Raw genomic sequence first — 22,457 nt, forward strand, 5'->3', positions numbered from 1 at the left:
GGGAGGATGGACAGCCCATCTACCGAGTTGTCCCGGCGGGAGAACAACCTCGACGCGCTCCGCATCATCGGGGCCCTCATGGTCATCGTCGGCCATTCGTACCCCCTCACAGGTGCCGTGGCGACTATTCCGTACCTGTACGGCACGCCGATCCACGTCCTGGGCGTGCACGTGTTCTTCGTCATCAGCGGGTACCTGATCACCAAGAGCTGGCTTCGTCGGCCACATCTGGGCAGCTATTTATTGGCCCGGTCGCTCCGCATCTTCCCGGCACTCATCATCGTGACCTTGGGCAGCATCCTGGTCTTCGGCCCGATCGCGACGTCACTCTCCACGAGCGAGTACTTCGGCAGCCCGGGCACGTGGACGTTCCTCAACAACGCCATCCTTCGTCCTGCTTTCGTCCTGCCCGGCGTCTTCCAGGGACTCCCCTACGGCGACGTGGTCAACGGATCGCTCTGGACGCTGCCGGTCGAGTTCAGTTGCTATCTCTTCGTCCCCGTGCTGATGGCCGTGCCCGCCCGGTTCCGCCTGGTCACGGCCTCGGCGTTCGGCGTCGCGTGCGCCGTCGCCCTGTTCACCCTCGACGTTCCCGTCAAGATGTACGGCTACTACCTGGGCGATGCCCTCGAACCCTGGATCTTCTTCGCGGGAGGCATGGTCTGTGCCATCGCGTTCACGAACAGGGCCTTCCGACTCGACCTCGCCCTCGTGGCCGCCCTCGCTCTGCCGCTCGTCTTCACGGCCGATGCCGGGATCGGACGAGTGGCCACGTGGATGCTGCTGCCGTACATCATCCTCGCGCTGGGCCTGACCTCGACGCCCGTGGTACGTCGCGCATCGCGATACGGCGACTTCTCGTACGGTCTCTACATCTTCGCCTTCCCCGTCCAGCAGGCATTCATCGCCGTGTTCGGAGTGCAGCCGCTGTCCGTCAACTTCGTCGCCGTCACGGCCGTCACCTTGTTGCTGGCCGTGGTGTCCTGGCACCTCGTCGAGAGCCCTTCGCTCCGCGCCAAGACCAGGTTCGAGAGGCGACGGCCGCCACGACCTGAGCCCGAGCCCCAGACGTCCGAGATCGCCGTCTCAGGCGACATCAAAGCCTGAGTGACGTCCCCTCCGGGTCGAGCGCGCGCGGGCTGGTCCGGTCGGTCTGGGTTCGACTCCCGCCCTCGAGGGCGACGAGCAGGTGACGCAGGCCGTCCGCGACAGCTGGGCGCGCCTCCTCGGGCAGGGCGGCGAGCACGGCCCGCTCGTCCGCGAGCTGGACCTCGAGCACGCGGTCGATCAGACGACGCCCGGCCGCGGTCGGCGCGACGAAGTAGCCACGGTGGTCGGCGGGATTCGCCGAGCGGTCGACGAGGCCCGCCGCGAGCAGCCCCTTGACGCGCTTCGTCACGGCCGGCGGTGAGAGCAGGGTCTCGTCCGCCAACTGCGTCGGACTCATCGGTCCGCCGCGGCGCGTCAGGGCGGCGAGCAGGTCGAAGTCCGCGCGCCCCAGGCCGAACTCGGCGAGCAGGTCGTCGCTGCGACGCTGCACGATGCGGGCGAGCCGGTTCACCCGGCCGACGACCGGGATCGCCGAGACGTCGAGGTCGGGTCGGAGTTCGCGCCACCGGTCGTGGACGTCGTCCATCACGTCTCGGAGCCCGGGATCGGTCATGCCCTTGAGCCTAGCGATGCTTCACGAGTAAAGTGATGCGCAGATCATTCACCCGTGAAGCAGTTCGACGACGAGCGCCCACGCCGCGCCGACCAGAGGACCGCCCATCACGACCACGACCTCCCCCCACCGCCTGCTGCCGCACCCGCGCGACCTGGTCCGCTTCGGCCCGCACGACGGCGCCCACCGACCGGCAGCCCGCGTCGCCGCGTCCGTCCTGGCACCGATGGTCGTGCTGGCGCTGATCGGCCACGTGGAGTGGACGCCCTACGCGGTGTTCGGGGCCTTCGCCTCGGCTTTCGGCCGGGGGCTGCCCCGCTTCCAGCGGCTCGAGATGCAGCTCGAGGCCGGGCTCGTCCTCGTCGCCTGCGTGGTGCTGGGCACCGCGCTGGCCGCCTCGGCGGCCCCGGTCTGGCTGCTCGTCGTCACGATCGGCGTCGTGGCCGGCGTCACCTCGGCCCTCTCCGACCTGCGCCGCTGGAGCCCGCCCGGGCCGCTCTTCTTCGTCTTCGGCCTCGGCGTCACCGCGTTCGTGCCCGCGACCGGGTCGACCGTCGCCGTCGCGGCCGTGGTCGCCCCGGCGAGCCTCGCCCTCGCCCTGCTCGCGTCGCTCGCGGGCGTGCTGCTGCCCGCCGGTCGTCGCGCGCTCGCGACCGTCGACGGACGCCGATGGAGGCGCGGGCCCCGTCCCCTGGACGGCCGGCGGACGGTCGTCCACGCCGCCGTCTGCCTGGTCGCCTCGATCGCGGCCGGGCTGATCAGCCTCGGTCTCGGCGTGCAGAGCCCGTACTGGGCCATGGTGTCAGCCGTGGTGCCCGTGGTGGGGTCCGCGACGGCGGGCCAGCTCGTGCGGGCCGGCCACCGCCTCCTCGGCACCCTCGTCGGGGTGGGCCTCGCCGCTCTGCTGCTGGCGTGGCACCCCGGGGTCGCGGCCCTGATCGTCGCCTTCGGCGTGCTCCAGTTCGCGACCGAGCTGCTGATCGTCCGCAACTACGGGCTCGCGCTGGTCACCATCACACCCATGGCGCTCGGCATGCGGGCACTCGGCGGCGCACCCGTCGACGTGGGCGCCCTCGTGGCGGCCCGGACGGCCGACACCGCCATCGGCGTGGGCGTGGTGGTCGTCGTGCTGCTCGCGACGCACCGGCTGCGGAGGCCCCGGCCGGAGGCGTCCGTCTGACCCGAGGGGCCGGGTGGCCCCGGCCGAGCGGTCAGGCCTGGCGCGCCCTCGCCCGGCGGCCGTCCTTGCTCCACCAGACCAGGTCGGCCACGCCCTGCGCGACGAGCAGCACGGCGACGATCAGGATGATGACGGTGATCGCCTGGATCGGCACCCCCGAGGCGATGTTGAGCACCTGCACGACGAGGCCGAACAGGCCGATCAGCACCTCGAACACGGCGGGCACCACGGCACCCGTCTTCGTCAGGGTGAACCAGGGTCGCCGCAGGTCGCTCATGCACCCGAGGGTACAAGGTGTGCGGGCTACGATCGCCGGGACCCCGATCCGCCGAGGAGGCACCGTGCGACGACGCGACGTCCACGTCGATCCCGACGTGCCGAACTGGCTGCTCACCAAACGGGGCGGCCTCGCCCTGCCCCTCATCACGTCGTTCTGCGCGCTCGTCGTGATCGCGAGCATCGTCGCCGCCCTGACGGTCGGCGGCGGCCACGTCACCGTCGTCACCGTCGTCGTCGTCGCCGCCGGCCTGGGTGCCGTCACCTGGGCGGTGGCCGACCTCGTCTGGTGGACGCGCGACGACCGCCGCCGCATCGTCCGGCTGCCCCGCGACCCCGGGGCCTGACGCCGGAACCCCCGGTCACATGCCGTTCAGGGCATGGACGTGCCCCGTCAACCTGGCAACCACCCAGCGTGCGCCGCCGTAAACTGACTGGTGCACCGAACCGGTGCCCACGACGTTCGGCTCCGCTCGCGACCCCGCGCGCGCGTGCAGCCCCACCCCGCCACAACTCGACAGGGAGTTCCGTTGAACGGAAACGCTACGACCCGGCACAGCAACGTCGCGTTGCTGTCGGTCACCAGCACCATGGCCGACCGGGTCACCACCTCCGAGAGCATCGACGAGAAGCTCGGCCCCGTACTCAAGCGCCTCAAGCTGCCCACGGGCCTGCTGCAGCGCGTCGCCGGCGTGTACGAGCGCCGCAACTGGAGCACCGAGCAGAGCTTCGACGCGGCGGCCATCGACGCCGGCAAGCGTGCGTTGGCCGAGGCCGGCATCCGCCCCGACCAGGTCGGCCTGCTGATCAACACGTCGGTCACGCGCCCCCACCTCGAGCCCTCGGTCGCCGTGCGCCTGCACCACGGCCTCGGCCTGCCCTCGTCGGCCACGAACTTCGACATCGCCAACGCCTGCCTCGGCTTCGTCAACGGCATGACCCTCGCCGCCCAGCTGATCGACGCGGGTCAGATCGACTACGCCGTCATCATCGACGGCGAGGACGCCGACGACGTCCAGGTCAACACGATCGACCGCCTCCTCACCAAGGGCTACGGCCGCGACGACTTCATGAGCGAGTTCGCCAGCCTCACCCTGGGCTCCGGGGCCGCCGCCGCCGTCATCGGCCGCGCCGACCTCCACCCCGAGGGCCACCGCATCGTCGGCGGCGTCACCCGCGCCGCCACCGAGAACTACGACCTCTGCGTCGGCAGCGTCGACGGCATGTTCACCGACGCCAAGGCCCTGCTCAAGCGCGGCATGGAACTCGTCGTCTCGGCCTGGAAAGAGGCCAAGCGCGACTGGAACTGGCAGCGCATGGACCGCTACATCATGCACCAGGTCAGCGACGTGCACACGGGTGCCTTCGTCAAGGCCGCCGGCATCGACAAGAAGCTCGTCCCGCTCACCTACCCGACCCTCGGCAACGTGGGCCCGGCGTCGATCCCGATCACGCTGGTCGAAGAGAGCAAGACCCTCAGCAAGGGCGACCGCGTCCTGTTGATGGGCGTCGGCTCGGGCATCAACACCGCGATGATGGAGCTCGCCTGGTGAGTCGGCTCCCGTGGTCCGCCTCCGCCACGGCGCCGGCGTCACGTCCCCCCGCGGGTCTCGACGGGCTCGACCCGTCGTGGTCGCGTCTCGTCGACGTGCCGTACGGGCTCGGCGCACACCGCGCCTCCCGCACCTGGCACGTCCTCGACAACGCCGAGGCCCTGGCCGAGGTCGGCGCCGAACCGGTCGGCACCATCCTCTGCGTGCACGGCAACCCGACCTGGTCGTACCTCTGGCGCCGCCTCGTCGCCCGCACGGTCGAGACGGCCGTCGCCGGGGGGCCCGCGTGGCGCGTCGTCGCGGTCGACCAGCTCGACATGGGCTTCTCCGAGCGCACGGGCTCGCCGCAGACGCTGGCCCGCCGCGTCGCCGACCTGGGCGACCTCACCGACGCCCTCGAGGTCACCGGGCCCGTCGTCACCCTCGGCCACGACTGGGGCGGCGTCGTCTCGATGGGCTGGGCGGTCGACCACCCCGACCAGCTGGCCGGGCTCATGCTGCTCAACACCGCGATCCACCAGCCCGAGGGCGAGAAGATCCCCGCTCCCCTGCGCCTGACCCTCGCCCGCGGCGTGCTGGGCCGGGCGACCGTCGGCACCACCGGGTTCCTCGACGTGACCCTCGGCCTCGCCCACCCGCCGCTCTCGCCCGAGGTCAAGGCCGGCTTCCGTGCCCCGTACCGCCAGGCCGACCGCCGCGGCGGCATCGGTGGCTTCGTGGCCGACATCCCGGTCGACGACGGGCACGTCAGCAGCCCCGAGCTCGACCGCATCGCCGAGGGCCTGCGCGAACTCACCGTCCCGGCCCTGATGCTCTGGGGCCCGCGCGATCCGATCTTCTCCGACCGGTACCTCGACGACCTGGTCGGCCGCCTGCCGCACGCCGACGTGCACCGTTTCGAGGGTGCGGGCCACCTCGTCGCCGAGGACGTCGACTACGCCGGAGCCGTGCTCACCTGGCTGGGCGACCGGCTACCCGGCGGGACGGCCGCCGTCGACGCCCCGGCCCGGGCCGCCACCGAGGCCCGAGTCGCCGCCCCGGTCGGAACAGAGGAGGCGCGGGTCGCCTCCCCGCAGGACCGCCCCCTCTGGTCGTACCTGGACTCCCTGGCCGACAGCCCGGCCACCGCGCTCGTCGAGATGGCACCCGCGGGTGCCGACGGCCCGCGTTCGATCAGCTGGAGCCTGCTCGCCCGTCGCGTCCACGAGATCGCGCTCGGTCTGCGGAAGCACGGCGTGCGCCCCGGCGACCGCGTCTCGCTGCTCGTCCAGCCCGGTGCCGACCTGACCGCGTTGCTCTATGCTTGCGTCCGCCTCGGTGCCGTCGTGGTCGTGGCCGACGCCGGTCTCGGCGTGCGCGGCCTGACCCGCGCCGTCCGCGGCGCGTGGCCCGACCACGTGATCGGGCAGCTCCCGGGGCTCACGGCGGCCACCGCCCTCGGTTGGCCGGGCCGCAAGATCTCGACGACGACGCTGTCGCCGGTCGCCGCCCGGGCACTCGGCGTCGAGGCCTCGCTGCCCGAGATCGCCGCCCTCGGCCGCCGCGCCCACGGTGCCCTCGCCGAGCTGCCCGACGCCCCCACGGCCGACGCCGAGGCCGCCATCCTGTTCACCTCGGGCTCGACCGGCCCCGCGAAGGGCGTCGTCTATCGGCACGGCCAGCTGACGGCCCTGCGCGACGCCCTGGCCGAGCAGTACGACGTCGGTCCGGGCACGGGCCTGGTGGCCGGCTTCGCCCCGTTCGCCCTGCTGGGCCCCGCCCTCGGGGCGACGAGCGTCACCCCCGACATGGACGTCACGAAGCCGCGCACCCTCACCGCCCGGGCCGTCGCGGCCGCCACGGCGGCGGTGGACGCCACCGTGGTGTTCCTCTCCCCCGCCGCGCTCACCAACGTCGTCGCGACGTCGGACGACCTCGACGACGCGGACCACCGCGCGCTGGCCGGCGTCGACACCTTCCTGTCGGCGGGCGCGCCCGTCTCCGAGGCGCTGCTGGCGGCGGCCGGCGACCTCATGCCGAACGCGACGCCCCACACGCCCTACGGCATGACCGAGGGCCTGCTGATGACCGACGTCACGCTCGAGGGCGTGCGCTCCGCGGCCGCCGACCGTGGGGCAGCCGTCGCCGCGGGCGCGCCCGACGCCGGCGGGGTCTGCGTCGGGCTGCCCGGCGCGACCACGACCGTGCGGATCGCTCCGCTCGACGACGGGGGCCGCGCCTCCTCGGCGTTCACCGACGCCCCCGGCGTCACGGGCGAGATCGTCGTCTCGGCGCCCCACGTCGAGGACCACTACGACCGCCTCTGGCTGACGCACCGCCTCAGCCGCCTGGGCTCGACCGCCGAGACCCGCTGGCACCGCACCGGCGACGTCGGGCACCTCGACGCCCAGGGCCGAGTCTGGGTCGAGGGCCGCCTGCCCCACGTGATCACGACGTCGACGGGCGTGCTGACGCCGGTGGCGTCCGAACAGGCCGTGGAGGCGCGAGCCGCCATCGCGCGCGCCGCCGTCGTCGGCGTCGGTCCGGCCGGCACGCAGCAGGTCGTCGTCGTGGCCGAGACCGTCCCCCCGGCTCGTCGCCCGGGGCTGGCGTCCGCGGCCCTGGCGGCCTCGGTCCGCTCGGCCGTCCGGTCGGCGTCGGGTCGACCCGTGGCCGCGGTGCTCGTCGTGCCGCAGCTGCCGACCGACGTGCGGCACAACAGCAAGATCGACCGCACGGGCCTGGCCGCGTGGGCGACGTCCGTGCTGTCCGGCGGCCGGATGCGTCGCCCGTGAGGGTGCTGGTCACCGGCGCGAGCGGCCTGCTCGGCGGTGCCGTCGCCCGCGCCGTCACCGACGCCGGACACGAGGTCACGACCTTCCAGCGTCGGCCCTCCGGCGTGCCCGGTGCCCGCGACGTGCTCGGGTCGATGACGAACCCGCGGGCCGTCGCCGCCGCCGTCCGCGACCAGGACGCCGTCGTCCACCTCGCCGCCAAGGTGTCGCTCACCGGTGAACCGGCCGAGTTCGAGGCCGTCAACGTCGGGGGCACGCGCTCCCTGGTCGAGGCGATGCGCGCCTCCTCGGTGCCCCGGCTGGTCTTCGTCTCGTCGCCGTCCGTGGCGCACGCCGGGTCGTCCATCGTCGGTGACGACGCCCTGCCCGCCTCGCCCGGACGCGCTCGAGGCGACTACGCCCGCACCAAGGCCGCGGCCGAGCGGGTCGCCCTCGGGGCCGCCGACGCCGACCTGCGCGTGGTGGCCGTCCGCCCCCACCTCGTCTGGGGACCGGGCGACACGCAGCTCGTCGAGCGGATCGTCGACCGTGCGCGCTCCAGCCGCCTGCCGCTGCTCGACCACGGCGCCGCCCTGATCGACTCCACCTACGTGGACAACGCCGCGTCCGGCATCGCCGCCGCGCTCGCACGCGTCGACGAGGTCAGCGGCGAGTCGTACGTGATCAGCAACGACGAGCCCCGCACCGTCGCCGACCTGATGGCCGGGATCTGCGCGGCCGCCGGTGTGCCCGCGCCTCGCCTGCGGGTGCCGGCCGGGATCGCCCGCGCCGCGGGGTCGTTGGTCGAGCGCGTCTGGGCCGTGCGGCCGGGCACCGACGAACCACCCATGACGAGGTTCCTCGCCGAGCAGCTGTCCACGGCGCACTGGTTCGACCAGCGGCGCACCCAGCGCGACCTGCGGTGGACACCGGCCGTGAGCGTCGACGAGGGCCTGAGTCGTCTCGCCGCCTGGTACGCCGCCGGGCAGCCCGCCGTCTGAGGCCCGCCGCCCGGCCACACTCGGGTCGGCGGGTTCCCGTCGTGCCCGGCGGGCCGCGATGACCGGCCAGGGGTGACGGGAGTCCACCGACTCCCCCGGGCGGAGGGAACCAGGGCGAGGCGGCGTCCCCCGTTCTCTGTGTGAGGGCACACGTCGCTCCGGCGCCGTGCCGCCTACCGTCGCACGGGTACCGGGCAGCTCCGGTGCCCAGGGCTCAACGGAAGGACCATCCCATGAAGGCAGTCGTCTGGCACGGCATCGGCGACATCCGACTCGACGAGGTCGCCGACCCCACGGTCGTCGACCCGACCGACGCGGTCGTCCGCATCACCCGGAGTGCCATCTGCGGCACCGACCTGCACTTCGTGCGCGGCACGATGGCGCCCATGGCCGAGGGCACGATCCTCGGCCACGAGGCGGTGGGCGTCGTCACCGCGGTCGGCGACGACGTGCGCGGCTTCAGTGCCGGTGACCGGGTCGTCATCAACTCGACGGTGTCGTGTGGCACCTGCCGTTACTGCCGCCAGGGCCAGACCGCTCAATGCGACGTGGCGAACCCCAACGGCCCCGACGCCGGCACCTGCTTCTTCGGCGGACCGGCCTCGACCGGCCCGGTGAACGGCCTGCAGGCCGAGCAGGTGCGCGTCCCGTTCGCGCAGAACACCATGCATCGCCTGCCCGACACGGTCAGCGACGAGCAGGCCATCCTGTTGAGCGACATCTTCCCCACCGGCTGGTTCGGCGCCGAACTCGCCGGGGTCACCCGCGGCGACGTGGTCGCCGTCTTCGGTGCCGGCGTCGTGGGCCAGTTCGCGATCGCCTCGGCCTTCAAGCAGGGCGCGAGCCGCGTGATCGTGGTCGACCGTGAGGAGACCCGCCTGGCGCAGGCGCTCGCCCAGAACGCCGAGATCGTGAACTTCGACGAGGAGGACCCGGTCGAGACCATCAAGCGCCTCACCGGTGGCGCCGGTGTGGACGCCGTCATCGACGCGGTCGGCGTGGACGCACAGCACGCGAGCCACGGTCCCGCCGCCCCCGACGCCGACACGGCCGCCAAGTTCGCCGCCGAGGTCGAGCAGGTCGCCCCCGACGCGAACCCGCAGGGCGACCAGTGGGTGCCCGGCAACGCGCCGACCCAGGCCCTGCGCTGGGCCGTCGAGGTCGTGGCGAAGTACGGCCGCATCGGAGTCATCGGCGTCTACTCGCCGACCGTGACGTCGTTCCCCTTCGGCGAGGCGATGCTGAAGAACCTCACCATCCGCATGGGCAACTGCGACCACCACTCGGTGACCCCGCCGCTGATCGACCTGGTCGCTTCGGGTCAGTTCGACCCCACGGCGTTCATCACCGAGCACGAGGGCATCGGCTCGGCCATCGAGGCCTACGAGGCGTTCGACCGCCGGGAGCCCGGCTGGACCAAGGTCGAGGTCGTCCCCGGCTAGGGCCTCGGGCCGGCGGTTCCCGTCGCTCCCGGCGGGCCGTCGCCGGACCGCCGTGGACGACACGAACCCGCCGGTTCCCGAAGGGTCCGGCGGGTTCAGGCGTCTGCGTGCGCCAGCGGGTCAGATGACCGAGGCGCTCCAGTCGTCGGGGTTGCCGAAGCGGTGGGCCGTGATGGCGACGGCCTGCTCACGCAGGAACGGCAGCAGTTCGAGGCGGCCGGTCGGCGTGACCGGGGCCGCGAACACGGCCACCGCCGGGTCGCCGCCCAGGGCGTCCGCCAGGGCCGAGGAGGCGCGGGTCGCGTCACCGGCACCGGTCACCAACCGCACGCGCTCGGTCGACAGGCGCCCCGCACGCACCCGGTCGTGCCACGTGGCGTCGTCCTCGTGCACGACGTCGGAGGCCGCGAGGCCGAGCGCACGGACGAGGGCGCCGGGCAGCTCGACCGACGACGACACCGTGAGCGGCGCACCCGAGCGCCGTCCGGCGAGCAGCACGCGGACCACGTCGGCCGGGGCCGCGCCGTCGGCGGCGCGGATCGTGACGGGCAGGGGACGGTAGCGCAGCAGGTCGCGCTCGAGGCCGAGGTCGCTCACGTCGCGGGCGACGCCGAACTCGGTGGCCCAGAAGTGCTCGTCGCTGGCGGCGGCGGCCCGCAGGTCGTCGGAGGCCGACGCACCCGACGCCCCGAGCAGGGGCGACGCGGCCTCGAGGGCGGCCAGGGCCTCGCGACCCGGGCGCGCCTCCTGCGGTTCGGTCAGCGTCGTCGGCTGCCAGGACCCCAGGTGCACGAGGTAGTTCGGCCCGCCCGCCTTGGCGCCGGCACCGACCGACGACTTCTTCCAGCCGCCGAACGGCTGGCGACGCACGATCGCCCCGGTGATGCCGCGGTTCACGTAGAGGTTGCCCGCCTCGACGCGGTCGAGCCAGGTCGACAGCTCGGCGGGGTCGAGGGTGTGCAGACCCGCGGTCAGGCCGTAGTCCGTCGCGTTCTGCAGCTCGATCGCCTCGTCGAGCGTCTTCGCGGTCATGACGCCGAGCACCGGACCGAAGTACTCGGTGAGGTGGAACTCGCTGCCCGCGGCGACGCCGGCGCGCACGCCGGGCGACCAGAGGCGCCCGGTGTCGTCGAGTCGCTTCGGCTCGACGAGCCAGGTCTCGCCCGCACCGAGCGTGGTGAGCGCACGTTCGAGCTTGCCGTGGGCCGGCTCGACGATGGGGCCCATCTGCGTGGTGGGGTCGGAGGGCCGTCCGACGCGCATGGTCGACGCCGCGTCGACGAGCTGACGGCGGAAGCGCTCGGAGGTGGCGACCGAGCCGACCAGGATCACCAGGCTCGCCGCCGAGCACTTCTGACCCGCGTGGCCGAAGGCCGACTTGATGACGTCGGACGCGGCCAGGTCGAGGTCGGCACTGGGGGTGACGATGATGGCGTTCTTGCCGCTCGTCTCGGCGAGCAGGGGTAGGTCGTTGCGCCAGCTGGTGAACAGCGCGGCCGTCTCGAAGGCGCCGGTGAGGATGACGCGGTCGACCGACGGGTGCGACACCAGGTGACGACCGAGGTCGCCCTCGTCGACGTCGACCAGCTTGAGCACCTCGCGGGGCACGCCGGCGTCCCAGAGCGCCTGGACCATGACGGCCCCGCTGCGCTTGGCCTGGCCCGCCGGCTTGACGACGACGCTGCTGCCCGCGGCGAGCGCGGCGAGGGTCGAGCCGGCCGGGATCGCCAGGGGGAAGTTCCAGGGCGGCGTGACGAGGGTGAGTCGCTCGGGGACGAACGTCGCACCGTCGACCCGGTCGAGTTCTTCGGCGAGGTGGGCGTACCAGTTGGCGAAGTCGATGGCCTCGCTGACCTCGACGTCGCCCTCGGCCACCGTCTTGCCGGTCTCGCTCGCGGCGACCTCCATCAGGTCGGCGCGGCGGGCCGACAGCGTGGCCGCGGCCTCGCGCAGGATCGCGGCACGACCCGCGCCTCCGCGGGCAGACCAGGCGGCGGAGGCGGCGACGGCCTCGGCGACGATCGCGTCGAGCGTGGCCTCGTCGGTCACCCGGGCGGACTCGATCAGCTCGACGCCGAGGCGCGAGTCGGCCGAGCGGGCGGCGATCTCACGACCCCAGGCGCGGTTGTCGGCCAGGGCGGGGTCGGTGTCGGGCTCGTTGTCGAAGCCGCTGCCGGCCGCGCGGGGCTGCAACGCCTGGGCCGCGTCGAGGCGGCTCTGCACGCGGTGCGGTGCCGGGGTGTCTCCGTCGACCTCGGCGAGGGAGGCGAGGAACCGGCCCTTCTCGCGCTCGAACATGGCCTCGTTCGAGGCGAGTTCGAACACGGCGGACATGAAGTTCTCGCTCGACGCGTTCTCCTCGAGGCGGCGGATCAGGTAGCTGATGGCGACGTCGAACTCGCGGGGGTGCACGACGGGCGTGTAGAGCAACAGCCCGCCGACGTCGGCCTTGACCAGCTCGGCCTGCCCCTCGGCCATGCCCAGCAGCATCTCGAACTCGACCCGGTCGCTCACGCCACGGGCCTCGGCGAGCAGGTGGGCGAAGGCGATGTCGAAGAGGTTGTGGCCGGCGACGCCGACGCGGACGGCACGGGTGCGTCCGGGGGTGAAGGCCCAGGTGAGGACGCGCTTGTAGTTGGTGTCGCTGTCCTGCTTGGTGCCGTAGGTGGCGAGCGGCCATTCGTGCACCGTGGCGTCCACGGTCTCCATCGCGAGGTTCGCGCCCTTGACGATGCGCACCTTGATCGCGGCCCCGCCGGCGTCGACCCGCTCGGTCGCCCAGGTGGTGAGGTGCTGCAGGGCGCCGAGGGCGTCGGGCAGGTAGGTCTGCAGGACGATGCCGGCCTCGAGGCCCTTCAGCTGCGGCTGGTCGAGGAGGCGCGTGAAGACCGCGATCGTCAGGTCGAGGTCGCGGTACTCCTCCATGTCGAGGTTGATGAACTTCGGCTTCGGCGACCGGGCGGCGAGTTCGTACAACGGGGTGAGCTTCTCGACGACGCGCTCGACGGTCTCGTCGAAGGCCCACATCGAGAGCTGGCTGACGATGGACGAGACCTTGATCGACACGTAGTCGACGTCGTCGCGGGCGAGGAGCGCCCGGGTGCCGGCGAGGCGGTGCTCGGCCTCGGCGTCACCGAGGACGGCCTCGCCGAGCAGGTTGAGGTTGAGCCGCGTCCTGTCCTTCTTGATGTTCGCGATGGCCGCACCGAGCTTGGCGGGGCGGGCGTCGGCGATGAGGTGACCGACCATGCCGCGCAGGACGCGACGGGCGATCGGCACGACCACGCCGGGGAGCACGGGTGCCATGACGCCGCCGAGACGCACGGCGGAACGCATGTGCCACGGCAGGAAGGCCGGTGCCTGCTTCGCCAGGGTCGACAGGTTGCGGGCCGCGACGCCGAGGTCCTCGGGCCGGACGACCCGGTCGACGAAACCGATCGTGAACGCGAGACCCGACTCGTCCTTGAGGACCTGGGCGAGCAGGTGGGCCGAACCGGTGCTCGGGGCGCCGGACGCCTCGTGCGCCCAGCGGCGGGCGAGGGCGACGGCGTCGTCGCCGATGCCGACGGGCAGGAGCTGTTCAGCGGTGGACGGCCCCGCCGTCTCGTCGATGGTGGTCATGGGATGAATGTAGGGCGGAACTTGCCACCTGGCAAGGTTTGACACGAGACCGTAACGTGGCAGCGCCTCCTTCTCCACGAGGGGTCGATCGGCACTGGCGGCGAGGGCCGGACAGCGCTACCTTGGGCGCGTTCAGGCGGTGCACAGCGCCCGCCAAGACGGACCCGTCTGCGGATGGACGGGCCCCCTGCACCGGGAGCACCCATGGCGATGATCGAGGCCCGCGGCCTCACGAAGACCTACCGGTCGAAGTCCGGCCCGGTCCACGCACTGACCGGCCTCGACCTGATCGTGCCCGAGGGCACCGTCAAGGCGCTGCTCGGGCCGAACGGCGCGGGCAAGACCACGGGCGTCAAGATGCTCACCACCCTCGAACGTCCGGACGCCGGCACGGCCACGATCGCCGGGCTCGACGTCGTCGCCGACGCCCAGGCCGTGCGCCGCTCGATCGGCGTCTCGGGGCAGTACGCCGCGGTCGACGAGAACCTCACCGGATTCGAGAACCTCGACATGATCGGGAGGCTGTACCACCTGGGCAGCCGCGTGAGTCGGGACCGCGCCCGCGAGCTGATCGAGGTCTTCGACCTCGCCGCTGCGGGCGACCGGCCGGTCAAGGGCTTCTCCGGCGGCATGCGCCGACGGATCGACCTCGCCGGGGCGCTCGTGACGAACCCGCGCGTGCTCTTCCTCGACGAGCCGACGACGGGGCTCGATCCCCGCAGCCGCCTCGCCCTGTGGGACATCATCACCGGGCTGGTCGACGGTGGCACGACGGTGCTGCTGACCACGCAGTACCTCGAGGAGGCCGATCGCCTGGCCGACGACATCTCCGTCATCGACGGCGGCGCCGTCATCGCCGAGGGCACGGCCGACCAGCTCAAGGCCCAGGTCGGCGGCCACCGCCTCGTCGTCGCCCTCGTCGACGAGGCGCGGGCCGACCAGGCGGTCGAGGTGCTCCGGCGGCACGGTGACTCCGAGCCAGCCGTCGGGGCCGACGGCCGCCAGCTCGAGGTCGCGGTCACCGACGGCCCGACCGCCCTGCAGCGGACGCTCGCCGACCTCGGGGCGGCCGGCATCGAGCTGCACGACGCCGGCATGCGACGACCCACCCTCGACGACGTGTTCCTCCAGCTCACCGGCCACCGCGCGGCCGACGACGACGCGGGCGACGACCACGACTCCCCCGACGACGACCCGGCCGGCGGTCGAGGTCGCGGTCGGCGCGGTGCGAAGAAGAGAGAGGCACGGGCATGACCACCACCGGAACCACCTCCGCCCTGGCGCAGACGCTCGTCCCGTCGACCGACACGGGCCTCGGCACCTGGGCCTCGGACGGCTGGACGGTCACCAAGCGCAACCTGATCAAGGTGAAGCGCTCGCCCGACATGCTGATCTTCGCCGTGCTGCAACCGATCATGTTCGTCCTGCTCTTCAGCCAGGTCTACGGCGGTGCCATCGCGGTCCAGGGCACCGACTACACGCAGTTCCTCATGGCGGGCATCTTCGCGCAGACCGTGGTCTTCGGCTCGACCTTCTCCGGTGCCGCCATGGCCCAAGACTTGAAGGAGGGCATCATCGACCGGTTCCGCACCCTGCCGATGAGCCCGTCGGCCGTGCTGATCGGTCGCACGAACAGCGACCTGGCGCTCAACACGATCTCGATGGTCATCATGATGCTCACCGGTCTCGCCGTCGGCTGGAGGGTCAACGCCTCACCTGTCTCGTTCGTCGGCGGGGTCGCCCTGCTGCTGCTGTTCAGCTACTCGTTCAGCTGGGTGATGGCCCTGCTCGGCATGAGCGTCAAGACGCCCGAGACCATCAACAACGCGTCGTTCATGATCCTGTTCCCGTTGACCTTCGTCTCGAACGCGTTCGTGCCGAGCGACACCCTGCCGACCGTGTTGAGGGTCTTCGCCGAGTGGAACCCGGTGTCGTCGCTCGTGCAGGCCGCCCGCACCTCGTTCGGCAACCTGGGCGCCACGCCGGTGCCCGACATCTGGACGATGCAGCACCCCTACGCGACCGTCCTGCTCGGCATCACCGTGATGCTGGTGGTCTTCGTGCCGCTGTGCATCCGCAAGTTCCAACGCATCAGCGCGAAGTAGCGGACGCCGGACGCCCGCCACCGGCCGCGGCCGTCGACCGCCCGCCGAGGAGGCGCGGGTCAGCCCGCGTGCCCGGCCGCCTCGCGCACGGCGGCGTCGAGTTCGCTCGTCGGCACCGTGAGGACGCTCGCGATCACGAGGCGCATCAGGGCCGGGACGTCCACGGCGTCGCGCTCGTACAACCACTGCAACTGCAGACCGTCCTGCACCGCGAGCACGACGCGAGCCGCCGACTCGGCGGTGTAGCCGTCGCGCAACCAGCCGCGGGCCTGGGCGAGCCCGAGGTAGGCCGACGTCGACGAGACGATGCGCTCGTAGTAGTCGGCGTAGTAGCGGTGCGCCGGGTGGTCGGGTGAGGTGGCCTCGGCGGACGCCGTGATGAACAGCGAGATGACGACCGGCACGTCGACGTTGTACTCGGCGAGCGCGACGAGCTCGTCGACGCGCATGCCACCGTCGTCGTCGAAGTGGCGTCGCAGTCGTTCGTCGCGCCGCCGGAGCACGGCCATCAGCAGTTCGTCCTTGGTCGGGAAGTAGTGCATGAGCGACTGGTGCGAGACGCCGCACCGCCGCGCGATCTCGCGCAGGGTGGCGCCGTGGAACCCGACCTTGCCGAAGACCGGCAGGGCCGCGTCGAGGATCGCCTCGCGCTTGGCGATGCCCTTGCGGTAGCGGCCGGGTTCGCGCACCGCAGCGACCGGCGGGACGTCGGTGACGTCGGCGCGGGTCGTGTCGGGCTCGGGGGCGTCCATCGGGGTCAGCCTAGGTCGTCCCCGCGCGGATGACGACGCCGCGGGACGCGGCGTCCGCACACGGTGCGTCGGCATAGAGTTCAGCGGTGCCGTGGTCGCTGCTGAGAACGCCTGCCTTCCGGGCCCTCTGGGTCGGGCGCCTGTTCTCGTGGGTGGGCAGCGGCTTCGCGCCCCTGGCCATCGTCTTCGCGGCGATCGACCTGGGGGCCGACGCCGTCGACCTCGGGCTCGTGGTCGTCGCCCGGTCGGTGCCCAACATCGCCCTGGTCCTGGTCGGCGGGGCCCTCGCGGACCGCTTCTCGAAACGCACCGTCGCGATCGCCTCGTCGTGGCTGTCGGCGGCGTCGCTCGTCGTCGCGGCCGCCCTGATGCTGACGCAGACCGAGACGTTGCCCACCCTCGCGGCGGTGGGCGCGGTGAACGGCGCCGCGGCCGCCTTCTTCGGCCCTGCCACGAGCGCCCTGCTGCGCGAGACCGTCCCCGACGACCGGCTGCGGGACGCGACGGTGCTCAGCCGCGTCGGCATGAACGTCGGGTTGGTGATCGGCACGGCGGTGGGCGGGGCCGTGGTGGCGACCGCCGGATCGGGCGTCGCCCTGGCCGTCGGCGCGGTCGTCTTCGTGGTCGCGGCGGCCGTCTTCGTGGGGTTGCCCCGGGACGGTGCCCGCGCCTCCGGAGGGACGTCGGTGCTCGAGGACCTCGGCAGCGGACTCGGCTTCGTCTGGCGCACGCGCTGGCTCGTCTCGACCGCGGCGCTCGCGTTCACGTTCCAGTTCGCCTTCGCGGGCGGGGTCCAGGTGGTCGGCCCGCTCGTGGCCGACCAGTCGTTCGGACGTCTGCTCTGGGGGTTCGCGGGTGCCCTGCAGACCCTCGGCCTGATCGTCGGGGCGTACTGGGCCGGGGCCCTCCGCGGGCGGCTCCGGTTGTGGGCCGCCTGCCTCGGCGCCGCGGCGCTGGCCCTGCCGCTCGTGCTGCTGTCGTTCGCTTACGGGACGGACCCGGTGGTCTTCGACCCGCTGCACTGGTTCTTCTGGATCAGCCTCGGCCTCTTCGCCGCCAGCGTCGGGCTCGAGGTCTTCACGGTGCCGCTGGACGTGGTCGTCCAACGGCAGGTGCCGGGGGCCTACCTGGGGCGCGTCTTCTCGTGCCTGACGCTGGCGTCGTTGGCGGGCGTGCCCGTCGGCGAGGTGGTGGTCGGACCGCTCACCCAGGTGATCGGCACCCCGGCCACCCTCGCCGCCCTGGCCGGCCTCGTGGTCGCCGTCGCGGTGGCCGTGGCGCTGAGCTCACGGGTGCGACGGATCGACGCCGGCCAGGAGGCGCGGGTCAGCTGAAGTCGCCGCGCTCGATCGCCTCGGCGTACTTGCGGACGTCCGGGCCGGGCTCGTAGTCGATGAAGCGGTCCTTGACGGCGTCGTTGATCGCCTTGAAGGACTCCTCCCACGACTCGCCCGAGTGGGCTGCGGCCGCGTCGCGGACGGCGTCGCGCAGCACGTTGTCGGCGTCGGTCAGGATCTTGTCGCGCGCTTCGTCGTTCCAGCGCACGTCGTTCAGGTCGGCCATGGTGTTCTCCTCGTGGGGTGGGGCGGTGGTGGGTGGGGTGCGGCTGGTGCTACTTCTTCTTCGGGCTCAACGACGAACCCTTGTGGGCGGCCTTCGCCCCGCTCTTGTCGCTCTCGACGACGAAGTAGGGCTCGTCGTCCGAGGCCTTGAACTTCTGCCCGTCGAGCTGGAACTCCTTGACGCGCTTCTCCACGACCGTGCCGTGGGTCTCGCCCTGGGGGGTGTTCCAGGTGACGTGATCTCCCTTGCTGAACGACATCGCGCCTCCTTGGTGTGTCGATCCGTCCGTCGGCGTCCGGTGCCGCGCGGTGGTGGCGTGGACGGTACCCCGCCTGCGCCGACCCGTCACCCAGCGACGCGGGGTACAGGGCGCGGCGATCCGTGGTCGGGCGGCGGGCCGGACCGGTCAGACCGAGAAGCCGCCGTCGGCCTTGATCAGCTGGCCCGAGATCCAGCGTCCCTCGGGCGACAGCAGGAAGCGCACGACCCGACCGAGGTCGGTGGGCGTGCCGAGACGGCCGGTCGGTTGCCGCTCGATGCCGCTCGCGCGGATCTCGTCGTCCATCCAGCCCGTGTCGATCGGCCCGGGGTTCAGGGCGTTCGACGAGACGCCGAGGTGCCCGAGCTCCCGGGCGGCCGCGATGACGAGCCGGTCGAGGGCGCCCTTGCTCGAGCCGTAGGGCAGGTTGTGCACGACGTGGTCACTCGTCAGGGCGACGATGCGGGCACCCTCGTCGAGCAAGTCGACCGGGGGCAGCTGCTCGGCGAACGCCTTGATCGCGAGCCACGCCGCCCGCACGTTGACGGCGTAGTGCGCGTCCCAGCTCTCGAGCGTCGTGTCGAGGATCGACGAGTCCACGCTGTGCGAGTGCGACAGCACGAGCGCCGTCACCGGCCCCAGGTCGTCGTTCACCGCCCCGAGGAGGCGCGCGGGGGTCGCGGGGTCCGCCAGATCCGCCGGGTACACGGCCACGCGCGCACCCGCGGCCTCGAGCTCGGAGACGAGCGAGCCCACGTCGACGGCCGCGAGCCCCCAGGGCATGGCGGCGTCGTAACCGTCCCAGGTGGTCAGCGCGAGGTCCCAGCCGTCGGCGGCGAGCTCGTGGGCGATGCCGTTCGCGATCGAGTTCGTGCGGCCGGCACCGGTGAGCAGACAGATCTTCTTCGACATGCGGGTCTCCTTCGACACCCGCTCAGCTTGGCAGACCGGCCGGCCCGTCGGCGAGGGGGTCAGCGCCCTCGGCGCGGTCGGCTGCGACCGGTGCCACGCTGGGGCCCTCGGCCCTTCGGCGGCGTGCGCTTCGGCTTCGCCCCGCGCGGGTCGGGAGCCGACCCCTTGCGGGCCGGGGCCTCCTGCTCGGGCTCGTCGCGCCTCCTCGACCGGGAGCTGCGGGCCGTGCGACCCCGCACGACGCCGATGAAGTCGTCGAGGTCGTCGGTGAGCTCGCCCTCGGGCCAGACCAGCGCGATCGTGGTCGGCGGCAGATCGGCGACGTAACGGTAGGTGACCTCCTTCCGGGCGTGCAGCCGTGCCAGCGACTGCGGCATGACGGCGACGCCGGCCCCGGTCGCGACGACGGCCACGGCATCGGCGAGCGACAGGGACGGGTCGAGGTCGTGCCGGTGCTCGTCGGCGAACGCCGCGGCCTCGACCTCGTCCTCGGCGCCGGCCGTGGCGACGGCGTGGTCCTTCGGCACGACGACGACGGCCCGCTCGTCGTAAAGGCGGATCACGGACAAACCTTCGACCTCGATCGGCAGTCGGGCCAGGACCATGTCGACCCGGTCGTCGCCCCGGTCGTCGTCGAGGGCGGGCACCGCGTCGAGGTCGGCGAGCGGCACGAAGGCCAGCGGGGTCTCGGGGCGGCGCTCCTCCCAGAGCCTCGACCACTTCGACAGGGTCACGCCGGGCACGACCCCGATGCGGAACGGGGCGCGGGTCGGCTCGGTCGTCATGGGTCGAGGGTATCGGCCCGGTACCCTGGGCAGATGACCTCCGACGCGCCGTCCGGCAAGCAGCCGCAGACCCTCAAGCCCTTCACGGCCGCCAAGAAGCTCGGCGTGTACCTGCCGGCCACGCCCGCCGAGTTCCAGGCCGCCCCCGTCACGCGCGAGGCCTTCGCCGAGCTCAGCACGAACCCGCCCGAGTGGTTGTCCGACCTGCGCCGCACCGGTCCGCACCCGCGGCCGGTCGTCGCCCAGAAGCTCGGCATCTCGACCTCGGGCCTCGCCCGTGCCGGCGTCGACGACGTCATGACCACCGACGAGATCCACGCCCTGCTCGACGAGATGCCCGACTGGCTGCGCACCGAACGCGGCATCCACGCCGACGTGCGCGAAGAAGAACTGCGCGTCAAGGAGCGCAACGCCGGCCGCGAGGTCCTCCGCAAGGAGCGCGAGGCGAAAGAAGCCGCCGAGGGGCACTGACCCCCGCCCTGCGCTACCGTCGGCGACATGTCCTTCAACGATGACGCGCGCCTCGACGGCAGCAAGGTCAAGCGACGCGGTCGCGGTCGCACGGTGGGTGTCGCCGGCGGCGGCATCGGCATCATCGGCGTGATCGCCGTCTTCCTCATCAGCCAGGTCACCGGCGTCGACGTCTCGGGGCTGCTCGGCGGCGGCTCGGCCGGCGGAGGCGCCCAGCCGGTCAGCGAGGGCGACCTGTCGTCCGAGTGCACCACCGGCGCGCAGGCCAACGACAGCGTCGACTGCCGCATGGTCGGCGCGGCCGACTCGCTCGACGCGTACTGGGCGGCCGAGGCCCCGGCACTCGGCGTCACCGACTACCGCACCCCCGACTTCTTCCTCTTCAGCGGCTCGACCGACACCGGCTGCGGTGGGGCGACGAGCGCCACCGGTCCGTTCTACTGCCCGCCCGACGAGGCCCTCTTCGTCGACACCGACTTCTTCGAGCAGCTCCGGTCGCAGTTCGGCGCCAGCGGCGGCCCCCTCGCCCAGATGTACGTCGTCGGCCACGAGTGGGGCCACCACGTCCAGCAGCTGACCGGGGCCTTCGACCGCGCCGACCGCAGCGACACCGGGCCGGGCTCCGACACCATCCGGCTCGAGGTGCAGGCGGATTGCTACGCCGGGGCGTGGGTCGGCTCGGCGTCGACCATCGCGGACGCCGACGGCACCACGTTCCTCGAGCCCGTCACCGACCAGCAGGTCGCCGACGCGCTCGACGCGGCCGCCGCCGTCGGCGACGACCGCATCCAGTCCGCGAGCGGCGGACAGGTCGACCCGGACACCTGGACGCACGGCTCGGCCGAGCAGCGTCAGAGGTGGTTCGAGACCGGGCGCAGCCAGGGCGCGACGGCCTGCGACACCTTCTCGGTGCCGACCGACCAGCTCTGACGACGAGGCCGACCCGCGCCTCCGGACGGTCGACGCCGCACCGCGGCACGGTGCGTCCAGGCAACTCGAAGCGCGTCCTCCGGGCGACGGCGGTCCGGAGGGCGCACACTTCACTCACCCTCGCGACGGCACTGGCGCCGCCGCGACGACAGCAGTGGAGGCGCGTCATGGCACGACCGGGCAAGGCCATCGAGTTCGACGGGTACGGAGACGTCTCGCAGCTGCACTTCGTCGAGCAGCCGCTGCCGACGCCCGCCGACGACGAGGTCGTCGTCGAGGTGATCTGCGCCGGCCTCAACCACATCGAGAACTTCATCCGGCAAGGGGACTTCGTCGACCGGCTGCCCCTCGACTTCCCGGCCCGCGAAGGGTCGTGCTTCGCCGGCATCGTCAAGAAGCGCGGGGCCGCCGTGCGCAACTTCTCCGTCGGCGCCGAGGTGATCGGCCACGCGGTGGGCGGCGGCGCGCACGCGACCTACATCGCCGTGCCGGCCAGCGCCGTGGTGCCCAAGCCGCAGCACGTCCCGTGGGAGGTCGCCGGTGGGCTCTACCTCGCCGGGGCCACCGCCTACGACACGGTCCGCAGCCTGCACCTCGGACCCGACGACGTCGTGGTCATCACGGCCGCGGCGGGCGGCGTCGGCCACATCGAGTGCCAGCTCGCCCTGCAGCTCGGAGCCAAGGTGATCGGCACCTGCAGCCCGGGCAACCACGACTACCTCCGCTCGATCGGGGTCGTGCCCGTCGACTACGGCGAAGGCCTCCGCGAGCGCATCGACAAGGCCGCGGGCACCGACCGCCACGTGACGGCGTTCATCGACAACTTCGGCGGGGACAACCCCGCCCTCAGCACCGACCTCGGCGTGCTGCCGGCGCGCTTCAGCTCGAGCGAGGACCGCCTCGAGCGCGAGATCCGCTTCATCGGCGCCGAGCGCGACGACACCGAACCCGCGATGATCCTCTCGGCCCTCGCGAAGCTCATCGCCGAGAACAAGCTGCGCGTGCTCGTCTCGGGCTTCTACCCGTTCGACTACATCGCCCAGGCGTTCGAGGACCTCGCCGAGCAGCACTCGCGCGGCAAGGTCGTCGTCGGCATGCAACCGGTCGAGACCGGCGCCCGCTCGCACTGGTACCTGTCGGGCAAGGCCCGGGCGGTCGCCGAGTCGCTGGGCTGAGCCTCCCGCCCGACGG

21 protein-coding genes are annotated in these 22,457 nt (G+C 72.6%); 13 read left to right on the forward strand and 8 right to left on the reverse strand.

What is annotated here, in order from left to right:
* Window positions 1-6 precede the first annotated feature (6 nt).
* Window positions 7-1,107 carry an acyltransferase gene (locus tag HQQ78_RS10760; RefSeq protein WP_173153131.1) on the forward strand — a complete coding sequence of 367 codons (1,101 nt, stop codon included), beginning with the start codon at window positions 7-9 and terminating at the stop codon, window positions 1,105-1,107.
* Here the strand turns inward: HQQ78_RS10760 and HQQ78_RS10765 are convergent.
* On the reverse strand, window positions 1,097-1,663 hold the full coding sequence (locus tag HQQ78_RS10765) for a MarR family winged helix-turn-helix transcriptional regulator (RefSeq protein ID WP_173153134.1): 567 nt from the start codon (window positions 1,661-1,663) through the stop codon (window positions 1,097-1,099). The two genes, HQQ78_RS10760 and HQQ78_RS10765, sit on opposite strands and share 11 nt — an antisense overlap.
* Before the next feature lie 226 nt (window positions 1,664-1,889).
* On the opposite strand from HQQ78_RS10765, the gene HQQ78_RS10770 reads away from it, so the two are divergent.
* On the forward strand, window positions 1,890-2,843 hold the full coding sequence (locus HQQ78_RS10770; RefSeq protein ID WP_173153137.1) for an FUSC family protein: 954 nt from the start codon (window positions 1,890-1,892) through the stop codon (window positions 2,841-2,843).
* 31 nt (window positions 2,844-2,874) lie between these two features.
* Here HQQ78_RS10770 and HQQ78_RS10775 read toward each other — a convergent pair whose 3' ends face one another.
* Window positions 2,875-3,120 carry a hypothetical protein gene (locus tag HQQ78_RS10775; RefSeq protein WP_173153140.1) on the reverse strand — a complete coding sequence of 82 codons (246 nt, stop codon included), beginning with the start codon at window positions 3,118-3,120 and terminating at the stop codon, window positions 2,875-2,877.
* Window positions 3,121-3,184: 64 nt separating this feature from the next.
* Between HQQ78_RS10775 and HQQ78_RS10780 the strand changes: the two genes are divergently transcribed.
* From HQQ78_RS10780 to HQQ78_RS10800, 5 genes are all read left to right on the forward strand, one after another.
* Window positions 3,185-3,466, forward strand: a complete 282-nt coding sequence (locus HQQ78_RS10780; protein WP_173153143.1) for a hypothetical protein — start codon at window positions 3,185-3,187, stop codon at window positions 3,464-3,466.
* 183 nt (window positions 3,467-3,649) lie between these two features.
* Complete coding sequence (locus tag HQQ78_RS10785) at window positions 3,650-4,672, forward strand: 3-oxoacyl-ACP synthase III (protein WP_056043127.1); 1,023 nt, start codon at window positions 3,650-3,652, stop codon at window positions 4,670-4,672.
* Window positions 4,669-7,446, forward strand: coding sequence for an alpha/beta fold hydrolase (locus tag HQQ78_RS10790; RefSeq protein ID WP_371740466.1), 2,778 nt, complete (start codon window positions 4,669-4,671; stop codon window positions 7,444-7,446). Before HQQ78_RS10785 ends, HQQ78_RS10790 begins: the two co-directional genes overlap by 4 nt.
* On the forward strand, window positions 7,443-8,426 hold the full coding sequence (locus HQQ78_RS10795; protein ID WP_173153146.1) for an NAD-dependent epimerase/dehydratase family protein: 984 nt from the start codon (window positions 7,443-7,445) through the stop codon (window positions 8,424-8,426). Before HQQ78_RS10790 ends, HQQ78_RS10795 begins: the two co-directional genes overlap by 4 nt.
* 233 nt (window positions 8,427-8,659) lie before the next feature.
* Complete coding sequence (locus tag HQQ78_RS10800; protein ID WP_173153149.1) at window positions 8,660-9,868, forward strand: alcohol dehydrogenase catalytic domain-containing protein; 1,209 nt, start codon at window positions 8,660-8,662, stop codon at window positions 9,866-9,868.
* 120 nt (window positions 9,869-9,988) lie between these two features.
* Here HQQ78_RS10800 and HQQ78_RS10805 read toward each other — a convergent pair whose 3' ends face one another.
* Complete coding sequence (locus HQQ78_RS10805; protein WP_173153152.1) at window positions 9,989-13,489, reverse strand: bifunctional proline dehydrogenase/L-glutamate gamma-semialdehyde dehydrogenase; 3,501 nt, start codon at window positions 13,487-13,489, stop codon at window positions 9,989-9,991.
* 204 nt (window positions 13,490-13,693) lie between these two features.
* Here HQQ78_RS10805 and HQQ78_RS10810 point away from each other — a divergent pair, with 204 nt between their 5' ends.
* Together HQQ78_RS10810 and HQQ78_RS10815 are read left to right on the forward strand one after the other, a co-directional pair.
* Window positions 13,694-14,743 carry an ATP-binding cassette domain-containing protein gene (locus HQQ78_RS10810; RefSeq protein WP_123571702.1) on the forward strand — a complete coding sequence of 350 codons (1,050 nt, stop codon included), beginning with the start codon at window positions 13,694-13,696 and terminating at the stop codon, window positions 14,741-14,743.
* The gene (locus tag HQQ78_RS10815; RefSeq protein ID WP_173153155.1) at window positions 14,740-15,594 is read left to right on the forward strand and encodes an ABC transporter permease; all 855 of its coding nucleotides are present in this window, start codon (window positions 14,740-14,742) and stop codon (window positions 15,592-15,594) included. The genes HQQ78_RS10810 and HQQ78_RS10815 overlap by 4 nt, the downstream gene beginning before the upstream one ends.
* Window positions 15,595-15,653: 59 nt before the next feature.
* Here HQQ78_RS10815 and HQQ78_RS10820 read toward each other — a convergent pair whose 3' ends face one another.
* Window positions 15,654-16,346: a TetR/AcrR family transcriptional regulator gene (locus HQQ78_RS10820; RefSeq protein WP_158612926.1), complete on the reverse strand. Its 693-nt coding sequence runs from the start codon at window positions 16,344-16,346 to the stop codon at window positions 15,654-15,656.
* An 86-nt stretch (window positions 16,347-16,432) separates the two neighbouring features.
* Here HQQ78_RS10820 and HQQ78_RS10825 point away from each other — a divergent pair, with 86 nt between their 5' ends.
* Window positions 16,433-17,680 carry an MFS transporter gene (locus tag HQQ78_RS10825; protein WP_173153158.1) on the forward strand — a complete coding sequence of 416 codons (1,248 nt, stop codon included), beginning with the start codon at window positions 16,433-16,435 and terminating at the stop codon, window positions 17,678-17,680.
* On the opposite strand, the gene HQQ78_RS10830 is transcribed toward HQQ78_RS10825, so the two are convergent.
* From HQQ78_RS10830 to HQQ78_RS10845, 4 genes are all read right to left on the reverse strand, one after another.
* The gene (locus HQQ78_RS10830; RefSeq protein ID WP_043597179.1) at window positions 17,673-17,909 is read right to left on the reverse strand and encodes a hypothetical protein; all 237 of its coding nucleotides are present in this window, start codon (window positions 17,907-17,909) and stop codon (window positions 17,673-17,675) included. The genes HQQ78_RS10825 and HQQ78_RS10830 overlap by 8 nt on opposite strands.
* 49 nt (window positions 17,910-17,958) lie before the next feature.
* On the reverse strand, window positions 17,959-18,168 hold the full coding sequence (locus tag HQQ78_RS10835) for a DUF2945 domain-containing protein (RefSeq protein WP_054146846.1): 210 nt from the start codon (window positions 18,166-18,168) through the stop codon (window positions 17,959-17,961).
* Between the two features lie 147 nt (window positions 18,169-18,315).
* Window positions 18,316-19,080 (reverse strand): SDR family oxidoreductase, encoded by a 765-nt coding sequence (locus tag HQQ78_RS10840; protein WP_159827613.1) that lies wholly within the window; start codon window positions 19,078-19,080, stop codon window positions 18,316-18,318.
* 59 nt (window positions 19,081-19,139) lie between these two features.
* A complete protein-coding gene (locus HQQ78_RS10845) occupies window positions 19,140-19,865 on the reverse strand; it encodes a LysR substrate-binding domain-containing protein (RefSeq protein ID WP_173153161.1) in 726 nt (241 codons plus the stop codon).
* A 33-nt stretch (window positions 19,866-19,898) separates the two neighbouring features.
* Between HQQ78_RS10845 and HQQ78_RS10850 the strand changes: the two genes are divergently transcribed.
* From HQQ78_RS10850 to HQQ78_RS10860, 3 genes are all read left to right on the forward strand, one after another.
* The gene (locus HQQ78_RS10850; RefSeq protein ID WP_123571708.1) at window positions 19,899-20,336 is read left to right on the forward strand and encodes a DUF5997 family protein; all 438 of its coding nucleotides are present in this window, start codon (window positions 19,899-19,901) and stop codon (window positions 20,334-20,336) included.
* Between the two features lie 27 nt (window positions 20,337-20,363).
* On the forward strand, window positions 20,364-21,266 hold the full coding sequence (locus tag HQQ78_RS10855; protein ID WP_173153164.1) for a neutral zinc metallopeptidase: 903 nt from the start codon (window positions 20,364-20,366) through the stop codon (window positions 21,264-21,266).
* Between the two features lie 167 nt (window positions 21,267-21,433).
* Window positions 21,434-22,441 (forward strand): NADP-dependent oxidoreductase, encoded by a 1,008-nt coding sequence (locus HQQ78_RS10860; protein ID WP_159827622.1) that lies wholly within the window; start codon window positions 21,434-21,436, stop codon window positions 22,439-22,441.
* Window positions 22,442-22,457: the final 16 nt, after the last annotated feature.

Source organism: Frigoribacterium sp. VKM Ac-2859 (assembly GCF_013204925.1).
Lineage (GTDB): Bacteria > Actinomycetota > Actinomycetes > Actinomycetales > Microbacteriaceae > Frigoribacterium.

What these genes read in the sequence shown, in the direction of transcription:
- HQQ78_RS10760 (WP_173153131.1), top strand. Translation starts at nt 7, where the DNA reads ATGGACAGCCCATCTACCGAGTTGTCCCGGCGGGAGAACAACCTCGAC.
- HQQ78_RS10765 (WP_173153134.1), bottom strand. Translation starts at nt 1,663, where the DNA reads ATGACCGATCCCGGGCTCCGAGACGTGATGGACGACGTCCACGACCGG.
- HQQ78_RS10770 (WP_173153137.1), top strand. Translation starts at nt 1,890, where the DNA reads ATGGTCGTGCTGGCGCTGATCGGCCACGTGGAGTGGACGCCCTACGCG.
- HQQ78_RS10775 (WP_173153140.1), bottom strand. Translation starts at nt 3,120, where the DNA reads ATGAGCGACCTGCGGCGACCCTGGTTCACCCTGACGAAGACGGGTGCC.
- HQQ78_RS10800 (WP_173153149.1), top strand. Translation starts at nt 8,660, where the DNA reads ATGAAGGCAGTCGTCTGGCACGGCATCGGCGACATCCGACTCGACGAG.
- HQQ78_RS10805 (WP_173153152.1), bottom strand. Translation starts at nt 13,489, where the DNA reads ATGACCACCATCGACGAGACGGCGGGGCCGTCCACCGCTGAACAGCTC.
- HQQ78_RS10810 (WP_123571702.1), top strand. Translation starts at nt 13,694, where the DNA reads ATGGCGATGATCGAGGCCCGCGGCCTCACGAAGACCTACCGGTCGAAG.
- HQQ78_RS10815 (WP_173153155.1), top strand. Translation starts at nt 14,740, where the DNA reads ATGACCACCACCGGAACCACCTCCGCCCTGGCGCAGACGCTCGTCCCG.
- HQQ78_RS10820 (WP_158612926.1), bottom strand. Translation starts at nt 16,346, where the DNA reads ATGGACGCCCCCGAGCCCGACACGACCCGCGCCGACGTCACCGACGTC.
- HQQ78_RS10830 (WP_043597179.1), bottom strand. Translation starts at nt 17,909, where the DNA reads ATGGCCGACCTGAACGACGTGCGCTGGAACGACGAAGCGCGCGACAAG.
- HQQ78_RS10835 (WP_054146846.1), bottom strand. Translation starts at nt 18,168, where the DNA reads ATGTCGTTCAGCAAGGGAGATCACGTCACCTGGAACACCCCCCAGGGC.
- HQQ78_RS10840 (WP_159827613.1), bottom strand. Translation starts at nt 19,080, where the DNA reads ATGTCGAAGAAGATCTGTCTGCTCACCGGTGCCGGCCGCACGAACTCG.
- HQQ78_RS10845 (WP_173153161.1), bottom strand. Translation starts at nt 19,865, where the DNA reads ATGACGACCGAGCCGACCCGCGCCCCGTTCCGCATCGGGGTCGTGCCC.
- HQQ78_RS10850 (WP_123571708.1), top strand. Translation starts at nt 19,899, where the DNA reads ATGACCTCCGACGCGCCGTCCGGCAAGCAGCCGCAGACCCTCAAGCCC.
- HQQ78_RS10855 (WP_173153164.1), top strand. Translation starts at nt 20,364, where the DNA reads ATGTCCTTCAACGATGACGCGCGCCTCGACGGCAGCAAGGTCAAGCGA.
- HQQ78_RS10860 (WP_159827622.1), top strand. Translation starts at nt 21,434, where the DNA reads ATGGCACGACCGGGCAAGGCCATCGAGTTCGACGGGTACGGAGACGTC.